The organism is Marinococcus halophilus, from assembly GCF_900166605.1.
GTDB classification, from domain to species: Bacteria; Bacillota; Bacilli; order Bacillales; family Marinococcaceae; genus Marinococcus; species Marinococcus halophilus.
On sequence record NZ_FVZD01000004.1, the window covers coordinates 1 to 19,266 of the forward strand.

Here is a 19,266-nt window from a genome sequence, read left to right on the forward strand (position 1 = left end):
GTGCAGCGGACGGATACTAATCGGTCGAAGTCTTATCCACGCTCAGCACGATACGCGGCGGTGGCCGCGGTCTCGGTATTTGGTTGTCAGGGCCCGACGGGCCGGTCCGGTGGCAACAGCGAAGAGGCCCCACCCGTTCCCATGCCGAACACGGAAGTTAAGCTCTTCAGCGTTGATGATAGCCGGGGGCTCTCCCCCCGTGAAAGTAGATCGCTGCCGGGCGAGCTAAACCGTTTCCCTTTTCGGAGGGGAGCGGTTTTTTTATATTTTTTTCCTTTTTCTCTATGCTACAATAAACATACTAATTATTAGGAGGGAGAAAGATAATATGAATATTGTTCCTATCGGTGATCATGCCTTAAGTGTGCAATTGGAAAACGTAATTTCTCCCTCCGTAAACCGCAGGGTCCACCGGCTTTATAATGCTTTAAAACAAGAGCAGCCGACTGGGATTATCGAGTGCCTTCCCAGCTACTGTGCCTTAACCGTGTATTATGATCCTTTGAAAATAAAATATGAACGTCTTTGTGAGACAATTGATACTATTTTTTTGCATATGAATGATGAATTGGAAAAAACTATACGAACATATTATCTGCCAGTTTGTTATGACGTATCGCTCGGCCAGGACCTTGAACGACTTGCTGCAGAGAAGGAACTTTCTGTAGAAAAAGTAGTGGAGCTGCACAGCGATGCTGACTATTTTATTTATATGCTGGGTTTTACCCCGGGGTTTCCGTACCTCGGCGGACTGAATGAACGACTCCATACCCCTCGTCTTGAAACACCGAGAGGAAAGGTGGAAGCAGGATCTGTGGGCATTGCCAATGCCCAGACAGGGATATATTCGATTGACAGCCCGGGAGGATGGAACATTATTGGAAAGACTCCGGTGCCTTTATTCAATGTTAATAGTGAAGAACCTGCGCTTCTGGCTCCGGGTCATTTGCTCCGCTTTGAACCTGTGTCTCATAACGAATATATTGAAATTGAAGAGAGTGTCAGTCGCGGTGAATATAGCATCCGTATAGAGGAGGGGCAGACACATGACTATTGATTTAAATTGTGACTTAGGCGAAAGCTACGGCGTTTATACACTTGGGATGGATCAGGAGGTGCTTCCTTTAGTGTCTTCAGCCAATATTGCCTGTGGGGGCCACGCAGGAGATGCAGCAGTGATGGCGCACACTGTTGCTCTTGCTAAACAGTACGGCACGGCGGTTGGAGCGCATCCTGGGTTTTTGGATAAAGAAGGGTTTGGCCGTAGACATATAGCAATGAAGGAAGAAGAAATTTATCAGCTTTGTCTCTACCAGATAGGGGCTCTCCATGCCTTCTGCGTGGCAGAAGGAGTAAAGATGCAGCACGTGAAGCCCCACGGGGCTTTATATAATGCCGCCCTTCGCGATAGTGATGTTGCTAAAGGAGTGGTGCGGGCGGTGAAAGATTTTAATAAAGACCTCCTATTGTTTGCCCCCGTCCATACAGAATTGCATGCGCAGGGGGAAAGAGAAGGCTTACAGGTGGTAAAAGAAATATTTGCAGACCGCACGTATACGGCTGAAGGAACATTGACACCAAGAACAGAGAAGAAGGCGTTCATTGACCAACCTGAAAAAGCTGCAGACCAGGTGCTCGAGGTGCTCCAAAAGGGAACCGTGAGGGCAGTGGATGGTACAGTTGTGGCTATGGAGGCAGATACGGTATGCGTACATGGTGATAACGAACAGGCGGTGCTTTTTATTCAGCATCTGAAAAAGCAGCTTGAGCACCATGGTACCAGGGTGCAGGCAGCGGGGGATCGTATATGAGGCGGACACCTTTCTGTACAGTGCGAAAAGCTGGACTATTTACGACCGTTCAGGACACGGGGCGGAGCGGCTATCAGTATCTTGGCGTCCCGGTATCTGGAGCGATGGATATGTACGCCTTTCAAATAGGAAATGCCTTGTGTGGGAACTACCTGACTGCAGCCGGATTGGAATTGACCTTGATGGGGCCGACCCTGGCGTTTCATGAAGAAGCGGTCATTGCTGTTACAGGCGGAAATTTACAACCGGAAATAAACAACAAAGCCATCCCGATGTGGGCGACAAGAAAGGTTTACGAAGGAGATGAATTGTCCTTTAATGGTCCGGCCCAAGGCGCCCGTGCCTATATTTGTATTGCAGGAGGTATAGATGTGCCGGTGGTTTTAGGGAGCCGGGCGACATATACAAAAGCCGGCATAGGAGGTGTGGAGGGCCGTGAGCTTGAAAGCGGAGACAAGCTGTACCAAGCAGAGGGGCGCCCTGCTCCGACTCCTTTCGAACGGCGGTTGTCTTCTGCACTTGTGCCAGTTTATGACAAACAGCAGACACTCCGGGTAGTGGAAGGGCCGGAATTTAATCAATTGACAGCGGAGGCTGAACAGATTTTGCTTCAGGAATCCTACGTCGTGACCCAGGAAGCTGACCGAATGGGGATCCGACTTGAGGGAACGGAAGTTTTTATTCAGAAAGATGGCGGCATAATATCGGATGGAGTAGCTTTTGGAACTGTGCAGCTGGCTTCGAACGGCCGGCCGATGGTTCTAATGGCTGACCGACAGACGACGGGTGGCTATGCCCGGGTGTTAAACGTTATTAGTGCTGATTTACCAAAAGCTGCCCAATTGCAGCCAAAGGCTTCTATAAAGTTTGAACGGGTGTCGCTGAAAGAAGCCCACGAGGCTTTTAAACAGCAGCACCGGTCGATTGAAGACGTGTACTTTGCTGTAAATGATAAAAAATGGCGATAAAATATAAAAAACCCCTTGCGTTCATATAACCCACATGGTAAGATAATAATTGTCTTGTTGAGAGACAGTATACATAGTGCGGTGACAACAGCGAAGAGGTCCCACCCGTTCCCATGCCGAACACGGAAGTTAAGCTCTTCAGCGTTGATGATAGCCGGGGGCTCTCCCCCCGTGAAAGTAGATCGTCGCCGCGCTATACCACATCGCGGGATAGAGCAGTCTGGTAGCTCGTCGGGCTCATAACCCGGAGGTCGGAGGTTCAAATCCTCCTCCCGCAACCAATTATACTAATCGATTAAAGCCGGCAAGGCTTTTTTTTATGAAAAAATTTAATCGACGAAGCGGGAAACCAAGCTACCCTTTGTGCTTATGCACTGAGGGTAGTTTTTCGATAAACGGGGTACAGCCTGCTCGTTTACTGTACGCGATTGCAAGAATACGATAAACTGGCAGGAGACTATTATGAGAGATCATTGAGGAGCAGTTTATGCCATACGACGAATTTGACTGGATTAACGAACGAAAACCAACGCAGACCTTTCAGGAGCGCCTTGAAGTAGGAATAGGTGATGATGCCGCGGTCTATCGGCCGATGGCGCAAATGAATGAAATTGTCTGTGTGGATACGATGATTGAAGACGTCCATTTTCGGAAGGATACGATGAATCCGTTTGATATTGGTTTTAAAGCACTGGCTGCAAACATTAGCGATGTCGCTGCGATGGGAGGCGTGCCGCATTTTTACGTGATATCGATTGCGGTAACGCCCGGTTGGTCCGAAGAGGAATTAAACGAACTGTACCGGGGAATGAATGAACTGGGAGCGCGCTATCAGATGGATATGATTGGCGGAGACACGGTATCCTCCCGGCGCGACTTAATGGTGAGTATTACGGTAATCGGAGCAGTGGAAGAAAGACAGCAGCTGCTGCGGAGCGCTGCGGAACCCGGGGACATCGTATTTTTAACAGGACCGGTCGGCATGTCGGCTGCCGGGCTGGAATTACTGCTTGATCGGACAAAGGACGCTGCGTATTCCGAACGGGAAAAATCGTTGATTGCCTATCATCAGCGTCCGGTACCTCAGGTGGAAGCAGGGCGTCTGTTGGTGGAATACGGTGGCCGCATCGCTTTAAATGATATCAGTGATGGCCTTGCGAGCGAATGCTTTGAAATTGCGGAAGCGAGCAGTGTTTCGATAGAACTGGACTTTTCCGGACTTCCCGTGCATGCAGCCATGAAGCCTCTGGAAGTCCAGACAATGAAAAAGCATATGTTTTACGGTGGAGAGGATTTTGAGCTGGTCGGAACAGTAGCTTCATCAGAGTGGGAAAAGCTGAGAGAACAATTCTGGAACGCCGGGATGCCATTATATGCCATTGGAAAGGTTTCAGAAGGAAACGGACAGGTCATCCTGCAGGAAAACGGCTCCCGTACGAAGCTGCAAAAATCCGGCTACAATCATTTTCGTTCATCATAAGCAGCAGAAAGGAAGAAACGATATGACAGAGTGGGTCATCGACACTTCTTCCCCCGGGGAAACAGCAGCGTGGGGAGAGCTTTTAGGCCGGCAGGCGGAAGCAGATGAGAAAATATGGCTGCTTGGCAGCCTCGGAGCAGGAAAAACACATTTTGCCAAAGGCTTTGCCAGAGGCCTTGGTGTTACCGCGATGGTAAACAGCCCAAGCTTTACAATCGTTAAAGAATACGAAGGAAGGCTGCCATTGTTTCATATTGATCTTTACCGTCTTTCAGAGGAAGAAGCAGAGGAAATCGGGATTGAGGAATACTTTGAGGCAGGCGGAGTTTCGCTTCTAGAATGGCCGATCCGCCTGGAACAATGGCCGGAGGACCGCCTGGAGGTAGAGATACAATATACCGGGGAGACGAGCAGGCAATTGACCTTGAAGGCCGTGGGCGAGCGGTGGAAGGAAAAGATGAAGGAGTTGCAGAACGATGAAAATGCTCGCAATTGACACCTCAACGCATGTGTTGGGCATTGCCCTTGCAGATGAACAAAAAATCCTCGGGGAGTACACCACCAATATTAGAAAAAACCATTCCATCCGTCTGATGCCGGCTGTGGAATCACTGATGAAAGAGAGCGGGACAGCTCCGGGTGATTTGGAGGCAATAGCGGTGACTACCGGTCCGGGATCATACACCGGAGTGCGCATAGGAGTAACGACGGCTAAATCGATGGCCTGGGCTTTAAATATCCCTCTTTATCCTGTGTCGACCCTGCAGATGTTTGCCCAAAACGGTCTTGGATTTCCTGGCCTCGTTTCTCCACTGATAGATGCGCGCAGAAATCAGGTATATACCGCGGCGTTTTCTGGAGAAACGACAAAAAATATCGTGGAACGCCAGGCCGATGATCAAATCATTCTGCTTTCGGAATGGCTCGGGATGCTCGACCAACGGCAGGAAAACGTTTTGTTTGTCGGAGAAGATACAGATACCCGGCGGCCGTTGATCCAGGAACAACTCGGCAGCCGGGCAGTATTTGCGGATTGGGCGGAGCAGACCCCACGGCCTGCAGAAATCATCCGTGTCGCGCGAACTATCGGGGAGCCAAGGGAAGCTCATGCGGTAGTCCCGGAATACGCCCAGCTTGCCGAAGCGGAAAAAAACTGGCAGAAGGCCCAAAGTGGGAGATCCGAATGAAAGCAGAAATACTGATCCGTTTGATGAGCACCGACGATATCGATAACGTAATGGAGGTAGAGCATAACGCTTTTTCGATGCCGTGGAGCCGGCGGGCGTTTGAAAACGAGATGTATAACAACCAGTTTGCCCATTATCTGGTGGCAGAAGTTGATGGCAGAATTGTCGGCTACTGCGGGGTATGGATTGTCATCGACGAAGCTCATGTGACAAACATTGCGGTACACTCACGCTACCGCGGCCGGAAAATTGGGCAGGAGCTGCTGGCCAATTTGATGGAACTGGCCTACACGTACGGTGCCCGGACGATGACGCTCGAGGTGCGTGAAACCAATGAAACCGCCCGGAACCTGTACGATAAATTTGGGTTTGTGCCTGGCGGCGTTCGAAAAAACTATTATGTGGATAATAATGAAAATGCGATAGTAATGTGGGTGAATATGAATGAACGAGCATGAACCAATAGATATTCTGGCTGTGGAAACGAGCTGTGACGAAACAGCCGCTGCGGTGATCAGAAACGGCACGGAGATTCTGTCCAATGTCGTTCTCTCCCAGATGAAAAGCCATAAACGCTTTGGCGGAGTTGTGCCGGAGGTCGCTTCGAGACATCACGCGGAATCCATCACTCAGGTAATGGAACAGGCGCTCGAGGAAGCTGATAGTACATTTTCTGATTTATCCGCCGTGGCGGTTACAGAAGGGCCCGGACTTGTGGGAGCGCTTCTTGTGGGGGTAAATGCTGCGAAGGCGACAGCGTACGCAAAGGGACTGCCGCTGATCGGCGTCCACCATATAGCCGGCCATATCCAGGCGACCCGGCTGGAGGCAGAGTGGGAATATCCTGCGCTTGCGCTCGTTGTTTCCGGCGGTCACACGGAGCTTGTGCTGATCAGGGAAGAAGGACAGTACGAACTGCTGGGCCAGACGAGAGATGATGCAGTTGGGGAAGCATATGACAAAGTTGCACGCACGCTCGGCCTGCCGTATCCTGGAGGGCCGGAGCTCGATAAGCTGGCTAAGACGGGCGATCCATCTGTACCGCTTCCTGTGGCTTGGCTGGAGGAGGGGTCCTATGATTTCAGCTTCAGCGGCTTGAAATCAGCTGTCATGAATACGCTCCACAACGCCCGCCAGCGCGGAGAAGAATGGGCACCGGAAGACGTCGCGGCGAGCTTCCAGCAGAGCGTTATTACCGTGCTGACGGAAAAAACAGCCCGGGCGGCAGCGGCCTGTGAGGCGAAGCAGGTAATGGTTGTAGGCGGTGTGGCAGCCAATAGCGGCCTGCGGGCAGCAATGAAAGAGAAGTTCGAAGAAAGCGGCGTTAAGCTGCAGATTCCGCCGCTGCATTTATGTACTGATAATGCGGCTATGATCGGTGCTGCCGCCTATATCAACTGGAAAAAGGGAAACTTTTCCAGCATGGATTTAAACGGCGTGCCCGGCCTGCCGCTCCATATGTAACAAAAAGCCCGTGACCTCTTCTACTGAGGCCACGGGCTTTGCTGTGTAAAGGGAATGATCTAGGAACTGGATTCTTCAAGCTGCAGCTCTTCCCATTCTTCCATCAGCTGGTCGAGCTCGCTTCTTAATTCGTTAATCGACGACTGATAACCAGCTGCCTTTTCATGGTCTTCATATACGTCAGGTTCGAAGAGAGCAGCTTCCTGCTCCTCGACGAGCTGTTCCTTGGCTTCAATATCCTGTTCAATCTGTTCAATGCGGCGCTGCCGCTTGCGGGCCTCACGCTTGGCTGCTTTGTCGTCTGCAAATGAAGATTTTGCTGCCCCGGTGTCTTCAGGCTTTGGCCCTTCACGCTCAGCCTGGAGCGCCGCTTTTTCCCGTTCTTCTTCCTTTTTGAACAGATAATAGTCATAATCCCCGATGTAGTTGCGGACATCGCCATTTCCCATTTCAAGGATACGGGTTGCAATCCGGTTCAGAAAATACCGGTCGTGGGAAACAAACAAAATGGTGCCCGGATAATCAATCAGGGCGTCTTCAAGAACTTCCTTGCTGTCAAGATCGAGATGGTTGGTCGGCTCGTCGAGCAGCAGAAAATTCGACTTCTGCATCATCATCTTAGCAAGCGAAAGGCGCGCTTTTTCCCCGCCGCTTAAGTCAGATACCTGCTTCAGCACGTCCTCACCGGTAAATAAAAACTGGCCAAGCACCGTGCGGATGTCTTTTTCGTTTTCAAGCGGATATTCGTCCCACAGCTCCTGCAGCACGGTTTTGCCTGAATTCAGTTCGGCCTGCTGCTGGTCGTAATAGCCAAGGTCTACTTTACTTCCGAGCTGAATATGGCCTGCATCCGGCTCAAGCTCTCCCTTGATCGTTTTTAAAAAGGTACTTTTGCCCGTCCCGTTCGGTCCGATCAGCGCGATGCTCTCGCCACGCTGGGCCCGGACATTTAAATGCTCGAAGACGGGCGCCTTGTCGCCAAAGCGGAAGGTAAGGTCTTCTGCTTTTAGTACATCGTTGCCACTCTGCCGGTCAATGTCGAAGCGCAGGGAGGCAGATTTGCCGTCCCGCTGCGGTTTGTCGAGCTTATCCATTTTTTCGAGCTTTTTCCGCCGGCTCTGGGCCCGTTTTGTCGTAGAGGCGCGCACAATATTTTTCTGCACAAAGTCTTCAAGCTCGGCAATTTCCTTCTGCTGCTTTTCATAGGCCTGCATTTCCTGTTCAAACAGTTCCGCCCGTTTTTCCTGAAAGGCACTGTAGTTGCCGTAAAATAAGCGGGCTTTTTTATGAATGATTTCATACACCTTCGTCACGATCTGGTCCAGAAAATACCGGTCGTGGGAGACGATCAGGACAGCACCCGGATAGCTGCTTAAATACTGTTCGAGCCAGCGGAGGGTATCCATATCCAAATGGTTGGTCGGCTCGTCAAGAATCAGGAGATCGGGCCGGGACAGCAGCAGCTTGCCAAGGGCAAGTCGGGTCTTCTGGCCGCCGCTCAGTGACTGCACCGGTGTGTCGAGAGAGAAGCTGCCAAAGCCAAGGCCGGCAAGCACCGTGCGGATGTCGGATTCATAGCGGTAGCCGCCGCGGGCTTCGAATTCCTGCTGGCGCTGATCGTAATCGGCCATTAGCTTTTCGTAGGCTCTGGCGTCATCAATAATGTCGGGCTCAGCCATTCTTGCCTCCATGCGGCGCAGCTCGGCTTCAGCTTTTTGAAGGTGGGTAAAAACATCGAGCATTTCATCCCACATGGTTTTATCGCTGTTCAATCCGGTATGCTGCTCAAGGTATCCGAATGTCGTGCCTTTTGGCATCGTGACGGAGCCGGAATCATACGAGGATTCGCCAGCAAGAATTTTCAGAAGGGTGGATTTGCCGGCCCCGTTGTTGCCGACCAGGGCGACCCGCTCGCCTTCCTTGACTTCAAGTTTTATTTGATCAAGTACGGTTTCTGCCCCAAAAGACTTGGTGACAGCCGAACATTGAAGTAAAATCATATTTATATAGCTCCTTTAATTACAACTCTGATAATATCAGTGTATCGTACTTTTCCGTGAAACGCGAAACAGGATAAGTCTCGTGCATGACAAGCGTTTCGGTACGTTTTCACGGGGACACATGCTATACTGTCTACAGACGATGACAATACATTTAGGTGGAAATAACTATGAATACAGACCAGCAAAAAATTCCGCAGGCAACCGCAAAGCGGCTGCCCCTATATTATCGATTTCTAGAAAGCCTGTATGCAACAGGCAAAACCCGCGTTTCTTCAACGGAGTTGAGCGAGGCGGTGAAAGTGGACTCGGCAACGATCCGCCGGGATTTTTCGTATTTCGGTGCCCTCGGCAAAAAAGGCTACGGCTATAACGTCCAGTATCTGCTGTCGTTTTTTCGGAAAACCCTGGACCAGGACGAGGCAACGGACGTCGTGCTTCTTGGTGTCGGGAATCTCGGCAAAGCGCTGCTTCGCTATAATTTCTCCAAAAATGAAAACACTCGGATTGTGGCTGCATTTGATATTAATAAGGATATGGTGGGCGAGCAGATTGGAAATGTGCCGGTGTATCACACCGACGATCTGGCAGAAAAGCTTGAAGAACATAACGTGTCCGTAGCGATGCTCACGGTGCCATCCGCCGCCGCCCAGACAACTGGAGAAAAACTGGTGGAGGCAGGCATCAGCGGTATTTTAAATTTCACGCCGGCACGTTTATCCGTGCCGGCATCTGTACGCGTGCATCATATCGATCTTGCCATCGAGCTGCAGACACTCGTGTATTTTCTGAAAAATTATCCGCTGGACAGCGAATAGGGCTGCCGGGGGAAGACGTATATTAATCTATTAAAAAGGGACCGCCGAATACTGGCTGGTCCCTTTTGCTATTTCTTTTTGTTCTGCTCTGCCATGAGGCGCAGATAGTTGAAGCCCATAACGAAGTCATAGGCAGCAAAGGCGGCAAGCAGAATACTCCAGAATGACCAGGAGGACTCGCTGACGGAAAAATACGTAAACATCAGCAGCACTCCGCCCAGCACAAAGTAAAAAAGGGCAGCGGTGGAAGCTTTCATATTACATCAACCCCTGAACAAGCAGAATGAGTGCACCCTCGGCTTCACGCATAATACGCTCAATTTCATCCTGAAACAGTACCTGAATGCCAACCACAAACGCGTTCATGACAGAGTGAACGATAATCGGCACAATGATCCGTCCGGTTTTAACATACAAATAAGCAAACACAAAGCCGATCATGGTATAAACGAGCAGGTGCGTAAAATCCAAATGCACAGCAGCAAATATCAAAGAGCTGATGATGGCGGCAACGAAAAAGTTTGTGCGCTTGTACAGGGAGCCAAATATAGCTTTACGGAATACAAGCTCTTCAAGAATCGGGCCGATCACCGCCACGATAATTACAAAGGCTGGCATGCTGTTAACGAGCTCGATAATCTGCGCCGTATTTTCGGAGGCTGAATCAATGCCGAGCAGGTTCTGCTCAATCAGGCCGGCAACAATCTGACCGGCGTAGGCAAGGGCAAAGCCGATGAAAATCCAGGCAGTAGCGTTGGGCCATGGCATCTTCGGTTTATTAAACGCGAGCTGTTGGCCGCGTTCCGGGATTAACAAAATCAAAATGACAATTAAAGCGGTAATAAAGCTTGCAAAAATCCAGAAGTATGAAGCCTGCTGGTCGGAATCAAAGCTGCCTATAGCTAAAAGAGCCGGAACGGCAACGATGCCCGAGAGCTGCATAAGTACGTAAATGATAACAATGCTCCAGTAACGTGCGGCCATGGAAGGAAATCACTCCTAATCTTCGGTTAAATCTGTGTTAGAACGCTCCTATTGTATCACAGGTCTCTGCAGGAATAATAAAGAGAGCAACTGCGAATTTATGACAATTTTCAAATAGAAGGTTAACAAAGAGAGCAGCAGGGAATGTGAATGCAGGTGCCATCAAGCACCGGAGTGGGAAAAGACAGAAAAAATTTTCGGTTCCCTCTTGCAAACAAAGCCCAGGTTGATTAATATAATAATTGGGTTTAGCACTCGGGTTTAATGAGTGCTAACAAAATGGTGTTACTGTCGTTTCCGTTACATATAACGGACGATGAAAATATTCTAAGGAGGTTGTTTTCTTTGTTAAAGCCTTTAGGTGATCGACTCGTACTCGAACAAGTGGAATCAGAAGAAAAAACTGCTGGCGGTATTGTGCTGCCGGACTCCGCCCAGGAGAAACCACAGGAAGGACGCGTGGTGGCTGTTGGTTCCGGAGCTTTAAAAGACAACGGTGAACGCGTAACGCCGGAAGTAAGCGAAGGCGATATCGTCGTTTATTCGAAGTTTGCAGGCACAGAAGTAAAATACGACGGCAAAGAATATTTGATCGTTCGCGAAAGCGACATCCTCGCGGTAGTTCAGTAATCAGCTTCATTTCGAAATCAATATTTCATTAGGAGGATTTCATCATGGCTAAAGATATTAAGTTTAGTGAAAATGGCCGCCGCGCGATGCTCCGCGGTGTGGACGAACTGGCAAACGCTGTAAAAGTAACGCTTGGACCGAAAGGCCGTAACGTTGTTTTGGAGAAAAAGTTCGGTTCCCCGCTTATCACCAATGACGGTGTAACCATCGCCAAAGAAATCGAACTCGAAGATAACTTTGAAAATATGGGTGCGCAGCTTGTATCCGAAGTTGCCAGCAAAACGAATGACATTGCCGGTGACGGTACGACTACAGCAACCGTGCTCGCCCAGGCAATGATTCAGGAAGGCCTGAAAAACGTTACGTCCGGTGCGAACCCAATGGGTATCCGCCGCGGTATGGAGAACGCGACCAAGGTAGCGGTCGAGGAACTCCGTAACGTCAGCAAGCCAATTGAAGGCAAAGAATCCATCACGCAGGTCGGTGCTATTTCCGCAGGCTCTGAAGAAATCGGCCAGATCATTGCAGAAGCGATGGAGCGCGTAGGAAACGACGGCGTTATCACAGTCGAAGAATCCCGCGGCCTTGAAACAGAGCTTGAAGTTGTGGAAGGTATGCAGTTTGACCGCGGCTATGCTTCCCCGTACATGGTTTCCGACAATGAATCCATGACTGCAGAGCTCGATAATCCGTACATCTTAATTACGGACAAGAAGCTTACAAACATCCAGGAAGTACTTCCGCTGCTTGAACAGGTTGTACAGCAGAACCGTCCAATCCTCATCATCGCAGAAGATGTGGAAGGCGAAGCGTTGGCAACACTCGTTGTTAACAAGCTGCGCGGCACATTCAACGCAGTAGCAGTGAAAGCACCAGGCTTTGGCGACCGTCGTAAAGCAATGCTTGAAGATATTGCTACCCTTACCGGTGGTACGGTCATTACAGAAGATGTAGGTCTTGACCTGAAAACAGCGACAATTGATCAGCTCGGTCACGCTAACAAAATCACGATCGATAAAGACAACACAACGATCGTAGAAGGAAGCGGCGATCCGCAGACGATCAGCGCACGTGTTACACAGCTTCGTACGCAGATGGAAGAAACGACTTCCGAATTCGACCGTGAAAAACTTCAGGAGCGCCTCGCGAAGCTTGCCGGCGGCGTAGCCGTTGTTAAAGTCGGCGCAGCTTCTGAAACGGAAATGAAAGAGCGCAAGCTCCGCATCGAAGACGCCCTCAGCTCTACACGCGCAGCGGTAGAAGAAGGCATTGTCTCCGGCGGCGGTACCGCGCTGATGAACGTCTACAAAAAAGTAGAAGAAGAAATGAACAACACAACAGGCGACGAAGCAACCGGCGTGAAAATTGTTCTCCGTGCCCTCGAAGAACCACTCCGTCAGATTGCTCATAACGCAGGCCTTGAAGGCTCCGTTATCGTTGAGCGCCTGAAAACAGAAGCAGTTGGACACGGCTACAACGCAGCGACCGGCGAATGGGTAAACATGATTGACGCAGGCATTGTCGATCCTACAAAAGTTACCCGCTCCGCGCTGCAAAACGCATCGTCCGTATCCTCCATGTTCCTGACAACCGAAGCAGTTATCGCCGATATCCCAGAAGAAAATGGCGGCGGTGCCGGCGGCGGCATGCCAGACATGGGTGGCATGGGCGGAATGGGCGGCATGATGTAGGGCCAACAGGATGTTGGTCACCCGGACGGCTGCGACAGGACGTCGCGGCTTGCGTCCGGGCTCCGCTCAATCCTATGCTATAACCCAGTTTTAATGAAAATGAGCAGAATGCTAATATTTTGCTAACATTTGAATAGAATTTACTTTAAGCTTCTCATGAGTTCACTGAACTTGTGGGAAGCTTTTTTATATTGTTTTTAGTCATTAGGAGCGAAGGCTAGTACCTGTTAGACGAACAACCCAATCGCTAAAAAAGTAAACTGGATACTCGGACACAATAATCGTAAAGTTCTCAATAACTTCTCCAAATCCTCTCTTCAATGAAGTCAAAATCATCTAAAAGCTCTCTTCCATTAGATTTCTGGCTTTACTTTAATATGGTAAAATTTAGCCGATATATGTAAAAAAGGGGGGAGTTTAATGAGGTATAAAGAAAAGAAAAAATGGTATAAACGGATTCCGGGATATCGTTCCAGGGTGAAGTGGAAGATGATTACAGCTTCTATTATTTATGCTTTAATTTTATTTGTTATACTAGTTCCAACTGATTCTTCTACAGAAATAGCTGGGGAAAATACGGCCGAAGATGCTACAGAATTAGAAGCAGAAGATGCTACAGCAGCTACGGATAAGCAAAAGAATAACGAAGAGAAAGAAAAACAGAAAGCGAAGGAAGAGCGTGAGGCTGAGGAAGAGGCTGAGCAGGAAGCCAAGGAAGAGGAAGAGCGCCAGGCTGAAGAAGCCGAGCGGGAAGCAAGGAAAGAAGAAGAGCGCCAGGCTGAAGAGGAAGCGGAGCGGGAAGCCAAGGAAGAAGAGGAGCGTCAGGCTGAAGAGGAAGCGGAGCAGGAAGCCAAGGAAGAGGAAGAACGCCAGGCTGAAGAGGAAGCGGAGCAGGAAGCCAAGGAAGAGGAAGAACGCCAGGCTAAAGAGGAAGCGGAGCAGGAAGCCATGGAAGAGGAAGAGCGTCAGGCTGAAGAAGAATCCAGCGGATCTGCTTCCCAGGAGCAGGCGGTCAGGCAGGCTCAGAGTTATCTGGACTATACAGCCTTTTCTAAATCAGGGTTGATCGAGCAATTAGAATATGAGGGCTTTAGCACAGAGGATGCAACATACGCTGTGGAAAACATCACAGTGGACTGGGAGGAGCAGGCGGTCAGCCAGGCTCAGGATTATCTGGAATACACCGCATTCTCCGAATCAGGATTGATTGAGCAATTGGAGTATGATGGTTTCAGTTCATCGGAAGCGGCTCATGGTGTGACAAACGTCTCAGTGGACTGGGAGGAGCAGGCGGTGCTTCAGGCCGAGGATTATCTGGAGTACAGTTCTTTTTCAAGACAGGGCCTGATTGATCAATTGACCTTTGAAGGGTTCAGCACAGAGCATGCCACCTATGCTGCCGGCCAGGTTGGTTTATAATAGACATATTGATTTTAAGGGAACAGCAAAGGCTGCTCCCTTTATTCATAGGCAATGGCTTTTACAATGAAAAGGTATAAAAGAATGTTGAATAAACAAATGAATTTCATTTGGGAGGAAATGCTATGAAAAACATACGATGGGGCATTATAGGGTGCGGTAACGTGACAGAGGTGAAAAGCGGTCCTGCCTTTCAATTGGCCGAAAACAGCTCCCTACAGGCGGTGATGAGAAGAAATGGAGAAAAGGCGAGGGATTATGCGGAACGTCACGGGGTGCCCAGCTGGTACGATAAAGCGGAGGACCTTATCCATGACGCTGAAGTGGATGCCGTTTATATTGCCACGCCGCCTTCTTCGCACAAGCAATATACGATCATGGCTGCCGACGCAGGGAAGCCAGTATATGTGGAAAAACCAATGGCAGGCAGCACAGACGAATGTGCAGAAATGATAAAAGCCTGTGAAAATAACGGTGTACCGTTGTTTGTTGCCTACTATAGGAGATCTCTGCCGCGTTTTCGAAAGGTGAAAGAGCTGCTGGATGCCGGAAGCATTGGAGAGGTGCGGTTTGCTTCTATTCAGCAGACCCAGCCCATCGTTCAAAAAGATGAAAAAGGCGAATGGCCGTGGAGGGTAAACCCTGAAAAGAGCGGTGCAGGTCTATTCTACGACGTAGGCTCTCATACGCTGGATCTCTTTGATTACCTGCTCGGTCCTTTAAGCGATGTAAAGGGTTCTGCGGTCAATCTGGCTGATTCCTATGCGGCTGAAGACACGGTGAGCGGCACATGGAAATTTGAAAGCGGAGCTGTCGGGATAGGTGTATGGAATTTTTCTTCCTATAATAAAGAAGACGATAACCGCATTGTTGGCACAAAAGGGGAAATAACGTTCTCGACGTTTGACGACAAGCCGATTATCCTTCTGAACGAAGCCGACGAAGAGTTTTTTTATATCGAGCATCCGAAGCATATTCAGTATCACCATATTCAATCTATTATTGATGAACTGCTTGGGAAAGGAACTTGTCCAAGCACCGGTGAAACGGCGTTCCGTACTAATCAGGCAATGGAAGAATTAGTAAAAGAATATTATTAGAAGGTCTTCGCTAAGCGTTATTTATTGACGTTTGGCGAATTTTATATTAGCATATGCTTATATAATAAAACGATGGTAGGTGAATGTATGGAAAAGATTAAACCGGAAATTAAAGACACTGCTTCTGTGCTGAAGCTTTTGGGCGATAACACCCGTCTTTCCATTGTCAGCCTTGTACAAAACCATGAATGCTGCGTATGTGAATTCGTGGAGCTTCTGGATATGTCGCAGTCATCGGTGAGCCAGCACCTCCGAAAGCTCCGGGACGCCGGTCTTGTTAAAGAGCAGCGGAAGGGCCACTGGATTTTTTATTCGTTTAACCGGGAGCACCCTTCTGCAGAAATGGTGGAGGACATACTCCAGCATGTACCGGATCAAAACGAAAAGCTGCAGCAGCTGGAACGGGACGGCCTGCGCATTAATTGCGACTGAGGATCATCACCACTGGAATTAATATTTTGTGAAATGAGGATGCAGTAATGAGTAAAAAGAAATTGTATTTTTTATGTACAGGTAATTCCTGCCGCAGCCAGATGGCTGAAGGCTTCGGCCGTTATTTCCTGGGAAATGACTGGGAGGTCCGTAGTGCCGGTATCGAAGCCCACGGCCTTAATCCAAATGCGGTCGAAGCCATGAACGAAGTCGACATCGATATTTCCACGCAGGAGTCGAGCATGATCGATCCGGAGTATTTAAACAATGCGGACATGGTGGTTACGCTTTGCGGGGATGCTAACGACAAGTGTCCAATGACCCCTCCGCACGTTACGAGGGAGCACTGGGGCTTTGATGACCCGGCAAAAGCAGAGGGCACAGAGGAAGAACGCTGGGCGGTTTTCCAGCGCGTACGTGATGAAATTAAAAACCGTATTCAAAAATTTGCAGAAGAAGGAAAGGAGTCGTTTTATGACGGAAGAACGAATTTATGATGTGATTATCGCGGGTGCCGGCCCGGCCGGCATGACGGCGGCCGTGTACGCCTCGCGGGCGGAAATGGATACGCTCATGCTTGAGCGCGGTGTGCCCGGCGGGCAGATGGCCAACACCGAGGACGTGGAAAACTACCCGGGCTTTGACCATATCCTCGGACCCGACCTGTCGACGAAAATGTTCCAGCACGCCCAGAAGTTCGGCGCGGCGTACGCCTACGGCGACGTCTCCCGCGTCGAGGACGGCAAGGAATACAAAACGGTTTATGCCGGCAGCAAGCAGTACAAAACGCGGTCGCTGATCATTGCGACCGGCGCGGAGTACAAGCAGCTCGGCGTCGAGGGCGAGCAGGAGCTCGGCGGCCGCGGCGTGTCCTACTGCGCGGTGTGTGACGGCGCCTTTTTCCGGAACAAGGAGATCGTGGTCGTCGGCGGCGGGGACTCCGCCGTCGAGGAGGCGGTGTACCTGACCCGGTTTGCCGACAAGGTGACGGTCATCCACCGCCGCGATGAGCTGCGGGCGCAGAAGATCCTGCAGCAGCGCGCGTTTGTGAACGACAAGATCGACTTCAAGTGGAGCACGGTCGTCAAAACGATCAACGGCGACGGCGGCAAGGTCGGAAGCGTCACGCTGACGGACCTGAAGACCGGCGAGGACTATGACTTTGATACGAGCGGGGCGTTCATCTACATCGGGCTGCTGCCGCTGAACGGGGCGTTTCTCGACCTCGGCATCACGAACGACGAGGGCTATATTGAAACGAACGAGGACATGGAAACGAAGATTCCGGGCGTGTTCGCTGCCGGCGACATCCGGGACAAGTTCCTGCGCCAGATCGTCACGGCCACCGGCGACGGGTCACTCGCGGCGCAGACGGCGCAGCAGTACGTGGAAGAACTGAAAAACGCGGTCGAAGCGTAGGCGCTCCCCCTGAAAACTATTACTGAACCACCCGCTTTGCCTTGAAGGCAGAGCGGGTGGTTTTTTATAGTAGTGGTAAAATAATAGAAAGTGATCACTTAGAGACTTGTACTGTTTTCATGAAAGGAGACGTGGAATGATAAATTATCCGTTCAGAAAAATTACAATCGGCCTGTTGATTTTCGGACCGGCATTTCTTGCCGGATGCAGCGCGGAGGAAGATGACGGGGAGCCGGAAGAAAATACGGAAGAAGCTGGGGAGGCTGTTGGTTCAGTTTCTGAAGCAAGCACTGAAGACTGGAACGTGGAAGTGCTGGCGGAAAACCTCGACGTGCCGTGGTCGTTAAATATTCATGAAGACACGTACTATATGACTAACCGCGGAGGCGACGTAATCGAAGTAACTGGGGAAGAAAAAGAACGGCTGCCGCTCGCCGCAAGTGATGAAATAGTAAACGAAGGGGAGGGCGGCCTGCTTGGCTTTGTACTGGCCGAAGATTTTGCCGACTCCTCGAAAGGCTATGCGTACTACACGTACCGCCAGAATGATGGGGCACTCGCTAACAAAGTGGTTGCTGTGGAACGTGAAAGCAGTCAATGGAGTGAAACGGAGGTACTGCTTGATGATATTCCGGGAGACCGGATCCATAATGGGGGCCGGCTGGAAATTGGGCCGGATGGTTATTTATATGCCACCGCCGGAGATTCAGACGAGCCATCGCTTGCACAGGACGAAGACAGCCTGGCTGGCAGCATACTGCGGATGACGGTCGACGGAGAAGTACCGGAGGGCAACCCGTTTGAGAATTCTTATGTCTACAGCTACGGGCACCGGAATCCGCAGGGGATCGCGTGGAACAGCACCGGGAAGCTGTACAGCTCAGAGCACGGGCCGAATGCCCAGGATGAAATCAATGTTATCGAACCTGGAAATAACTACGGCTGGCCGGAAATTACCGGCAGTGAATCGGCAGAAGACCTGGACGCGCCGGTTGTCCAATCGGGAAGCACTACATGGGCACCGTCAGGCACGGCCTTCCTCGAGGACACCCTTCTAGTGGCGGGGCTACGCGGAGAGAGCCTGTATGCCTATGACGAAGAAGCAGAAGAGATGAATGCTGTGTTTGAAGGTGAAGGCAGGCTCCGGGACGTCAAAACCGGGGACGGGGGTGTCTACGTGCTTACGAACAATACAGACGGAAGAGGATCGCCGTCGGAAAATGACGATCAGCTTTTGAAGCTTACCCTTAATGAATAATCATATAAACCATCTCCGCTGGTTGGCCGGAAGAACTGCTGAACGGCGGATTTTTATATTAAAAAGCACCAATTTTTCGAATGTGACAGAAAAAACACGTTTTTTCAGCAATTTAACTAAACAATTATTTGCGGAATTTTCAAAAATTTTGTGAGGTCTTTTTACGAACTTGTGGCAGTCGGGGGAGATATCAATTAAAGTGAATACAGGCTTCAACAATGAATCTAAAGGAGGCATGACAACGTGAATTTTATCCATGTATTTTACCGTGTAATGACGCAGAGGAAATTGAAACAGGCGGCCTCCCATGATTTTGCCGATTCTTTCACAGGCAATGAAGATTCCTGGACAAAGAATATCCAATAACTACAAAAACGGCTAAGTCTTCCACCGGCCAGGCCATCTCAATTTGAACTTACGTTGGCGGTTGGCAGGATAAAAGAAATTGAGTGCTGAATCAACGCAAAAAAGGCTGAAGCGGCCAGGCTTTGTTGCTTCAGCCTTTTTGTCTGCGAATGAACAATGCAAAGCGTTCCTAAAGAGATTTTCAGCAAACTATTCCGGGCAAGTCACCCTGTTATTTTTTAGGCGGCAAAGGGTTAGCC

Annotated in this window: 21 protein-coding genes, 1 tRNA gene and 2 rRNA genes; 21 read left to right on the top strand and 3 right to left on the bottom strand. The window is 50.0% G+C overall.

Annotated elements, in window-relative coordinates; all coding sequences use genetic code 11:
• Positions 1 to 105: 105 nt before the first annotated feature.
• From rrf (B5066_RS01165) to tsaD, 11 genes are all read left to right on the top strand, one after another.
• Positions 106 to 222: ribosomal RNA gene (rrf, locus tag B5066_RS01165) — 5S ribosomal RNA — on the top strand.
• Positions 223 to 328: 106 nt separating this feature from the next.
• Positions 329 to 1,057 (top strand): 5-oxoprolinase subunit PxpB, encoded by a 729-nt coding sequence (gene pxpB / locus B5066_RS01170; protein WP_079474139.1) that lies wholly within the window; start codon positions 329 to 331, stop codon positions 1,055 to 1,057.
• Positions 1,047 to 1,811 carry a 5-oxoprolinase subunit PxpA gene (locus tag B5066_RS01175; RefSeq protein WP_079474140.1) on the top strand — a complete coding sequence of 255 codons (765 nt, stop codon included), beginning with the start codon at positions 1,047 to 1,049 and terminating at the stop codon, positions 1,809 to 1,811. The genes pxpB and B5066_RS01175 overlap by 11 nt, the downstream gene beginning before the upstream one ends.
• Positions 1,808 to 2,779: a 5-oxoprolinase subunit C family protein gene (locus B5066_RS01180; RefSeq protein ID WP_079474141.1), complete on the top strand. Its 972-nt coding sequence runs from the start codon at positions 1,808 to 1,810 to the stop codon at positions 2,777 to 2,779. The genes B5066_RS01175 and B5066_RS01180 overlap by 4 nt, the downstream gene beginning before the upstream one ends.
• Before the next feature lie 77 nt (positions 2,780 to 2,856).
• Positions 2,857 to 2,973 (top strand): 5S ribosomal RNA (rrf, locus tag B5066_RS01185).
• A gap of 10 nt (positions 2,974 to 2,983) precedes the next feature.
• A tRNA-Met gene (locus tag B5066_RS01190) sits at positions 2,984 to 3,060 on the top strand.
• A gap of 206 nt (positions 3,061 to 3,266) precedes the next feature.
• Positions 3,267 to 4,259, top strand: coding sequence for a thiamine-phosphate kinase (thiL, locus tag B5066_RS01195; protein ID WP_079474142.1), 993 nt, complete (start codon positions 3,267 to 3,269; stop codon positions 4,257 to 4,259).
• Between the two features lie 22 nt (positions 4,260 to 4,281).
• Entirely contained in the window at positions 4,282 to 4,755 is a 474-nt protein-coding gene (gene tsaE / locus B5066_RS01200; RefSeq protein ID WP_079474143.1) for a tRNA (adenosine(37)-N6)-threonylcarbamoyltransferase complex ATPase subunit type 1 TsaE, read from the top strand.
• Positions 4,736 to 5,446, top strand: a complete 711-nt coding sequence (gene tsaB, locus B5066_RS01205; RefSeq protein ID WP_079474144.1) for a tRNA (adenosine(37)-N6)-threonylcarbamoyltransferase complex dimerization subunit type 1 TsaB — start codon at positions 4,736 to 4,738, stop codon at positions 5,444 to 5,446. Before tsaE ends, tsaB begins: the two co-directional genes overlap by 20 nt.
• Complete coding sequence (gene rimI / locus B5066_RS01210; RefSeq protein WP_079474145.1) at positions 5,443 to 5,904, top strand: ribosomal protein S18-alanine N-acetyltransferase; 462 nt, start codon at positions 5,443 to 5,445, stop codon at positions 5,902 to 5,904. The genes tsaB and rimI overlap by 4 nt, the downstream gene beginning before the upstream one ends.
• Positions 5,891 to 6,910, top strand: coding sequence for a tRNA (adenosine(37)-N6)-threonylcarbamoyltransferase complex transferase subunit TsaD (gene tsaD / locus B5066_RS01215; protein WP_079474146.1), 1,020 nt, complete (start codon positions 5,891 to 5,893; stop codon positions 6,908 to 6,910). Before rimI ends, tsaD begins: the two co-directional genes overlap by 14 nt.
• A 59-nt stretch (positions 6,911 to 6,969) precedes the next feature.
• Here the strand turns inward: tsaD and B5066_RS01220 are convergent, their stop codons facing one another.
• A complete protein-coding gene (locus tag B5066_RS01220) occupies positions 6,970 to 8,910 on the bottom strand; it encodes an ABC-F family ATP-binding cassette domain-containing protein (RefSeq protein WP_079474147.1) in 1,941 nt (646 codons plus the stop codon).
• A gap of 170 nt (positions 8,911 to 9,080) precedes the next feature.
• On the opposite strand from B5066_RS01220, the gene B5066_RS01225 reads away from it, so the two are divergent.
• Positions 9,081 to 9,728 (top strand): redox-sensing transcriptional repressor Rex, encoded by a 648-nt coding sequence (locus B5066_RS01225; RefSeq protein ID WP_079474148.1) that lies wholly within the window; start codon positions 9,081 to 9,083, stop codon positions 9,726 to 9,728.
• Positions 9,729 to 9,796: 68 nt separating this feature from the next.
• Here B5066_RS01225 and B5066_RS01230 read toward each other — a convergent pair whose 3' ends face one another.
• Together B5066_RS01230 and B5066_RS01235 are read right to left on the bottom strand one after the other, a co-directional pair.
• On the bottom strand, positions 9,797 to 9,985 hold the full coding sequence (locus B5066_RS01230; protein WP_079474149.1) for a DUF4305 domain-containing protein: 189 nt from the start codon (positions 9,983 to 9,985) through the stop codon (positions 9,797 to 9,799).
• Between the two features lies 1 nt (position 9,986).
• Complete coding sequence (locus tag B5066_RS01235; protein ID WP_079474150.1) at positions 9,987 to 10,712, bottom strand: CPBP family intramembrane glutamic endopeptidase; 726 nt, start codon at positions 10,710 to 10,712, stop codon at positions 9,987 to 9,989.
• 345 nt (positions 10,713 to 11,057) lie between these two features.
• Here B5066_RS01235 and groES point away from each other — a divergent pair, with 345 nt between their 5' ends.
• The 9 genes from groES (at position 11,058) to B5066_RS16975 (ending at position 19,027) form a co-directional block, all read left to right on the top strand.
• Entirely contained in the window at positions 11,058 to 11,342 is a 285-nt protein-coding gene (gene groES, locus B5066_RS01240; RefSeq protein WP_022794320.1) for a co-chaperone GroES, read from the top strand.
• Between the two features lie 44 nt (positions 11,343 to 11,386).
• A complete protein-coding gene (gene groL / locus B5066_RS01245) occupies positions 11,387 to 13,033 on the top strand; it encodes a chaperonin GroEL (RefSeq protein WP_079474151.1) in 1,647 nt (548 codons plus the stop codon).
• 420 nt (positions 13,034 to 13,453) lie between these two features.
• Positions 13,454 to 14,452 carry an Ltp family lipoprotein gene (locus B5066_RS01250; protein ID WP_179124004.1) on the top strand — a complete coding sequence of 333 codons (999 nt, stop codon included), beginning with the start codon at positions 13,454 to 13,456 and terminating at the stop codon, positions 14,450 to 14,452.
• A gap of 125 nt (positions 14,453 to 14,577) precedes the next feature.
• Positions 14,578 to 15,552, top strand: coding sequence for a Gfo/Idh/MocA family protein (locus tag B5066_RS01255; RefSeq protein ID WP_079474152.1), 975 nt, complete (start codon positions 14,578 to 14,580; stop codon positions 15,550 to 15,552).
• An 87-nt stretch (positions 15,553 to 15,639) separates the two neighbouring features.
• The gene (locus B5066_RS01260; RefSeq protein WP_079474153.1) at positions 15,640 to 15,984 is read left to right on the top strand and encodes an ArsR/SmtB family transcription factor; all 345 of its coding nucleotides are present in this window, start codon (positions 15,640 to 15,642) and stop codon (positions 15,982 to 15,984) included.
• 47 nt (positions 15,985 to 16,031) lie between these two features.
• Entirely contained in the window at positions 16,032 to 16,481 is a 450-nt protein-coding gene (gene arsC / locus B5066_RS01265; RefSeq protein WP_079474154.1) for an arsenate reductase (thioredoxin), read from the top strand.
• Entirely contained in the window at positions 16,459 to 17,403 is a 945-nt protein-coding gene (gene trxB, locus B5066_RS01270) for a thioredoxin-disulfide reductase (RefSeq protein ID WP_079474155.1), read from the top strand. The genes arsC and trxB overlap by 23 nt, the downstream gene beginning before the upstream one ends.
• 136 nt (positions 17,404 to 17,539) lie before the next feature.
• Complete coding sequence (locus B5066_RS01275) at positions 17,540 to 18,661, top strand: PQQ-dependent sugar dehydrogenase (protein WP_079474156.1); 1,122 nt, start codon at positions 17,540 to 17,542, stop codon at positions 18,659 to 18,661.
• A gap of 243 nt (positions 18,662 to 18,904) precedes the next feature.
• Positions 18,905 to 19,027, top strand: a complete 123-nt coding sequence (locus tag B5066_RS16975) for a hypothetical protein (protein ID WP_261764008.1) — start codon at positions 18,905 to 18,907, stop codon at positions 19,025 to 19,027.
• Positions 19,028 to 19,266: the final 239 nt, after the last annotated feature.

What these genes read in the sequence shown, in the direction of transcription:
- tsaB (WP_079474144.1), top strand. Translation starts at nt 4,736, where the DNA reads ATGAAAATGCTCGCAATTGACACCTCAACGCATGTGTTGGGCATTGCC.
- B5066_RS01275 (WP_079474156.1), top strand. Translation starts at nt 17,540, where the DNA reads ATGATAAATTATCCGTTCAGAAAAATTACAATCGGCCTGTTGATTTTC.
- B5066_RS01220 (WP_079474147.1), bottom strand. Translation starts at nt 8,910, where the DNA reads ATGATTTTACTTCAATGTTCGGCTGTCACCAAGTCTTTTGGGGCAGAA.
- B5066_RS01175 (WP_079474140.1), top strand. Translation starts at nt 1,047, where the DNA reads ATGACTATTGATTTAAATTGTGACTTAGGCGAAAGCTACGGCGTTTAT.
- B5066_RS01250 (WP_179124004.1), top strand. Translation starts at nt 13,454, where the DNA reads ATGAGGTATAAAGAAAAGAAAAAATGGTATAAACGGATTCCGGGATAT.
- arsC (WP_079474154.1), top strand. Translation starts at nt 16,032, where the DNA reads ATGAGTAAAAAGAAATTGTATTTTTTATGTACAGGTAATTCCTGCCGC.
- groL (WP_079474151.1), top strand. Translation starts at nt 11,387, where the DNA reads ATGGCTAAAGATATTAAGTTTAGTGAAAATGGCCGCCGCGCGATGCTC.
- B5066_RS01260 (WP_079474153.1), top strand. Translation starts at nt 15,640, where the DNA reads ATGGAAAAGATTAAACCGGAAATTAAAGACACTGCTTCTGTGCTGAAG.
- B5066_RS01230 (WP_079474149.1), bottom strand. Translation starts at nt 9,985, where the DNA reads ATGAAAGCTTCCACCGCTGCCCTTTTTTACTTTGTGCTGGGCGGAGTG.
- B5066_RS01225 (WP_079474148.1), top strand. Translation starts at nt 9,081, where the DNA reads ATGAATACAGACCAGCAAAAAATTCCGCAGGCAACCGCAAAGCGGCTG.
- B5066_RS01180 (WP_079474141.1), top strand. Translation starts at nt 1,808, where the DNA reads ATGAGGCGGACACCTTTCTGTACAGTGCGAAAAGCTGGACTATTTACG.
- B5066_RS01235 (WP_079474150.1), bottom strand. Translation starts at nt 10,712, where the DNA reads ATGGCCGCACGTTACTGGAGCATTGTTATCATTTACGTACTTATGCAG.
- B5066_RS01255 (WP_079474152.1), top strand. Translation starts at nt 14,578, where the DNA reads ATGAAAAACATACGATGGGGCATTATAGGGTGCGGTAACGTGACAGAG.
- pxpB (WP_079474139.1), top strand. Translation starts at nt 329, where the DNA reads ATGAATATTGTTCCTATCGGTGATCATGCCTTAAGTGTGCAATTGGAA.
- tsaE (WP_079474143.1), top strand. Translation starts at nt 4,282, where the DNA reads ATGACAGAGTGGGTCATCGACACTTCTTCCCCCGGGGAAACAGCAGCG.
- trxB (WP_079474155.1), top strand. Translation starts at nt 16,459, where the DNA reads ATGACGGAAGAACGAATTTATGATGTGATTATCGCGGGTGCCGGCCCG.
- thiL (WP_079474142.1), top strand. Translation starts at nt 3,267, where the DNA reads ATGCCATACGACGAATTTGACTGGATTAACGAACGAAAACCAACGCAG.
- tsaD (WP_079474146.1), top strand. Translation starts at nt 5,891, where the DNA reads ATGAACGAGCATGAACCAATAGATATTCTGGCTGTGGAAACGAGCTGT.
- rimI (WP_079474145.1), top strand. Translation starts at nt 5,443, where the DNA reads ATGAAAGCAGAAATACTGATCCGTTTGATGAGCACCGACGATATCGAT.